Genomic DNA, 3301 nt, shown 5'->3' with positions numbered 1-3301 from the left:
GGTCATCTTTGGTGTCACCGGCGATCTCTCCCGCAAGAAGCTGATGCCCGCCGTCTACGACCTGGCCAACCGGGGCCTGCTGCCGCCGGGGTTCTCCCTGGTCGGCTTCGCCCGCCGGGAGTGGCAGGACGAGGACTTCGCCCGGGAGGTGCACGACGCCGTCAAGGAGCACGCGCGCACTCCCTTCCGCGAGGAGGTCTGGCAGCAGCTCAACCAGGGCATGCGGTTCGTCCAGGGCGACTTCGACGACGACGACGCCTTCGAGACGCTCCGCAAGACCATCACCGAGCTGGACCAGGCGCAGGGGACGGGCGGCAACTTCGCCTTCTACCTCTCCGTACCGCCGAAGTGGTTCCCGCAGGTCGTGCAGCAGCTGAAGAAGCACGGTCTGGCGGAGAAGGAGGGCTCCTGGCGCCGCGCGGTCATCGAGAAGCCGTTCGGGCACGACCTGGAGTCCGCCAAGGACCTCAACCAGGTGGTGCACGAGGTCTTCCCGTCGAACGCGGTCTTCCGTATCGACCACTACCTCGGCAAGGAGACCGTCCAGAACATCCTGGCGCTCCGGTTCGCCAACACCCTCTTCGAGCCGATCTGGAACCGGTCCTATGTGGACCACGTCCAGATCACCATGGCCGAGGACATCGGCATCGGCGGCCGCGCCGGGTACTACGACGGCATCGGCGCCGCCCGTGACGTCATCCAGAACCACCTGCTCCAGCTGCTGGCGCTGACCGCGATGGAGGAGCCCGCCTCCTTCGACGCCGACGCGCTCGCGGCGGAGAAGACCAAGGTGCTCGGGGCGGTGAAGCTGCCCAAGGACCTGGGCGCCGCCACCGTGCGCGGTCAGTACGCGGAGGGCTGGCAGGGCGGCGAGAAGGCCGTCGGCTACCTCCAGGAGGACGGCATCGACCCGAACTCCAAGACCGACACCTACGCCGCCGTGAAGCTGGAGATCGACAACCGGCGCTGGGCCGGGGTGCCGTTCTATCTGCGCACCGGCAAGCGGCTCGGCCGCCGGGTCACCGAGATCGCGGTCGTCTTCCAGCGCGCCCCGCACTCCCCCTTCGACCACACGGCCACCGAGGAGCTGGGGCAGAACGCCCTGGTCATCCGGGTCCAGCCGGACGAGGGTGTGACCATGCGGTTCGGCTCCAAGGTGCCGGGCACCTCGATGGAGGTCCGGGACGTGTCGATGGACTTCGCGTACGGCGAGTCCTTCACCGAGTCCAGCCCCGAGGCGTATGAGCGCCTCATCCTCGATGTCCTGCTCGGCGACTCCAACCTCTTCCCGAGGGTGGAGGAGGTGGAGCTGTCCTGGAAGATCCTCGACCCGATCGAGCAGTTCTGGGAGAAGAACGGCAGGCCCGCGCAGTACCCGGCGGGAACCTGGGGTCCGGTCGAGGCGGACGAAATGCTCGCACGAGACGGACGGAGCTGGCGCCGGCCATGAAGATCGACCTTACGGACACCACCTCCAGCAAGATCAACAAGGCGCTGGTCCAGGGCCGCCGCGCGATCGGCACCCCGGCCGTCGGCATGGTCCTGACCCTGGTGATCGTCACCGACGAGGAGAACGCGTACGACGCGCTCCGCGCCGCCAACGACGCCTCGCGCGAACACCCCTCGCGCACGCTCGTGGTCATCAAGCGGGTCGCCCGCACCCCGCGCGCCCGCGCCCAGGCCCGGCTGGACGCCGAGGTCCGGGTGGGCGCCGACGCGGGCACCGGTGAGACGGTCGTCCTGCGGCTCTACGGCGAGGTCGGCGAGCACGCCCAGTCCGTGGTGCTGCCGCTGCTGCTGCCGGACGCGCCCGTCGTGGTCTGGTGGCCGGTGAACGCGCCGCTCGACCCGGCGCAGGACCCGCTGGGCGCCCTCGCCCAGCGCCGGGTCACCGACACCTACGCCTCCGAGGACCCGATCCAGGACCTCACCGCGCGCGCCGGTACCTACACCCCCGGCGACACGGACCTGTCCTGGACCCGGATCACGCCCTGGCGCTCGATGCTCGCCGCCGCGCTGGACCAGGTGGCCTGCGAGGTCACCGCCGCCGAGGTGGAGGGCGAGGAGTTCAATCCGAGCGTGGAGCTGCTGGCCATGTGGCTGGCGGACCGGCTCGGGGTACCGGTGCGGCGCACCGGCTCCACCGGTCCGGGGCTGACGGCCGTGACGATGGAGACCACCTGCGGTGACATCGTGCTCGACCGGGCCGACGGCTCCCTGGCGAACCTCTCCATCCAGGGGCAGCCGGACCGCGCGGTCGCGCTGAAGCGGCGGGAGACCGCCGAGCTGATCGCGGAGGAGCTGCGGCGGCTCGACCCGGACGACACCTACGCCTCCGCGCTGCGGTTCGGGGTCGACCGGCTCGGCGCGCGGGCGGCGGAGAACGGATCGGAGGGCGGGGCCCCGGCCGCGTCCGCCCCTGCCACGGCCACGGCTGAGGAGTCGGCGGAGAAGCCGGAGCAGCCCGCCAAGGCCGCCCCGGCGAAGACGGCCGCCAAGAAGGCCACCCCGGCCAAGCGGGCGGCCGCCTCGTGACCAGCGCCCCCCAGCTCGTCGTCCACCGCGACAAGGAGCTGATGGCCCAGGCCGCCGCCGCCCGGCTGATCACCCGGATCGTGGACGCCCAGTCCGCGCGGGGCTCGGCCTCCGTGGTCCTCACGGGCGGGCGCAACGGCAACGCGCTGCTGGCCGCGCTGGGGTCCTCCCCGGCGCGGGACGCGGTCGACTGGGCCCGGCTCGACCTGTGGTGGGGCGATGAGCGGTTCCTCCCGGAGGGCGACCCGGAACGCAATGTGACCCAGGCGCGCGAGACGCTCCTGGACCACGTTCCGGTGGATCCCGCCCGGGTCCACGCCATGGCGGCCTCGGACGGCCCGTACGGCGGTGACGTGGACGGCGCCGCCGCCGCGTACGCGGCCGAGCTGGCCGCCGCGGCGGGACCGGAGGACCACGGCCCGGTGCCGACCTTCGACGTCCTGCTGCTCGGGGTCGGCCCGGACACGCATGTGGCCTCACTCTTCCCGGAGCACCCGGCCGTACGCGAGACGGAACGGACGGTCGTCGGGGTGCATGGCGCCCCCAAGCCGCCGCCGACCCGCATCTCCCTCACGCTCCCCGCGATCCGGGCGGCGCGTGAGGTGTGGCTGCTCGCGGCGGGCGCCGACAAGGCGGAGGCCGCCGCGATGGCGCTGTCGGGCGCGGACGAGCTCCAGGCCCCCGCCGCCGGGGCCCGGGGGCGCGGCCGCACGCTGTGGCTCCTGGACACGGCCGCCGCCTCGGCGCTGCCCCGGGAGCTGTACCC

At 72.6% G+C, this 3301-nt stretch carries 3 protein-coding genes; all 3 read left to right on the top strand.

The annotated features are described in order from the left end of the window. On the top strand, nt 1–1450 hold a 1450-nt coding region (gene zwf, locus ACFVIM_RS34195; RefSeq protein ID WP_384310022.1), incomplete at its 5' end, for a glucose-6-phosphate dehydrogenase. Next, nucleotides 1447–2535, top strand: a complete 1089-nt coding sequence (gene opcA, locus ACFVIM_RS34190; protein ID WP_384310020.1) for a glucose-6-phosphate dehydrogenase assembly protein OpcA — start codon at nt 1447–1449, stop codon at nt 2533–2535. The genes zwf and opcA, both read left to right, overlap by 4 nt. Nucleotides 2536–2576: 41 nt before the next feature. After that, a partial coding sequence (pgl, locus tag ACFVIM_RS34185) for a 6-phosphogluconolactonase (protein ID WP_384310024.1) occupies nt 2577–3301 on the top strand: 725 nt, incomplete at its 3' end.

It is taken from the genome of Streptomyces sp. NPDC057638 (assembly GCF_042800315.1).
In the GTDB taxonomy this organism is placed as follows: domain Bacteria; phylum Actinomycetota; class Actinomycetes; order Streptomycetales; family Streptomycetaceae; genus Streptomyces.
The sequence above is the reverse complement of the archived record's forward strand: the minus strand, read 5'-3'. Positions and strand labels throughout refer to the sequence as shown.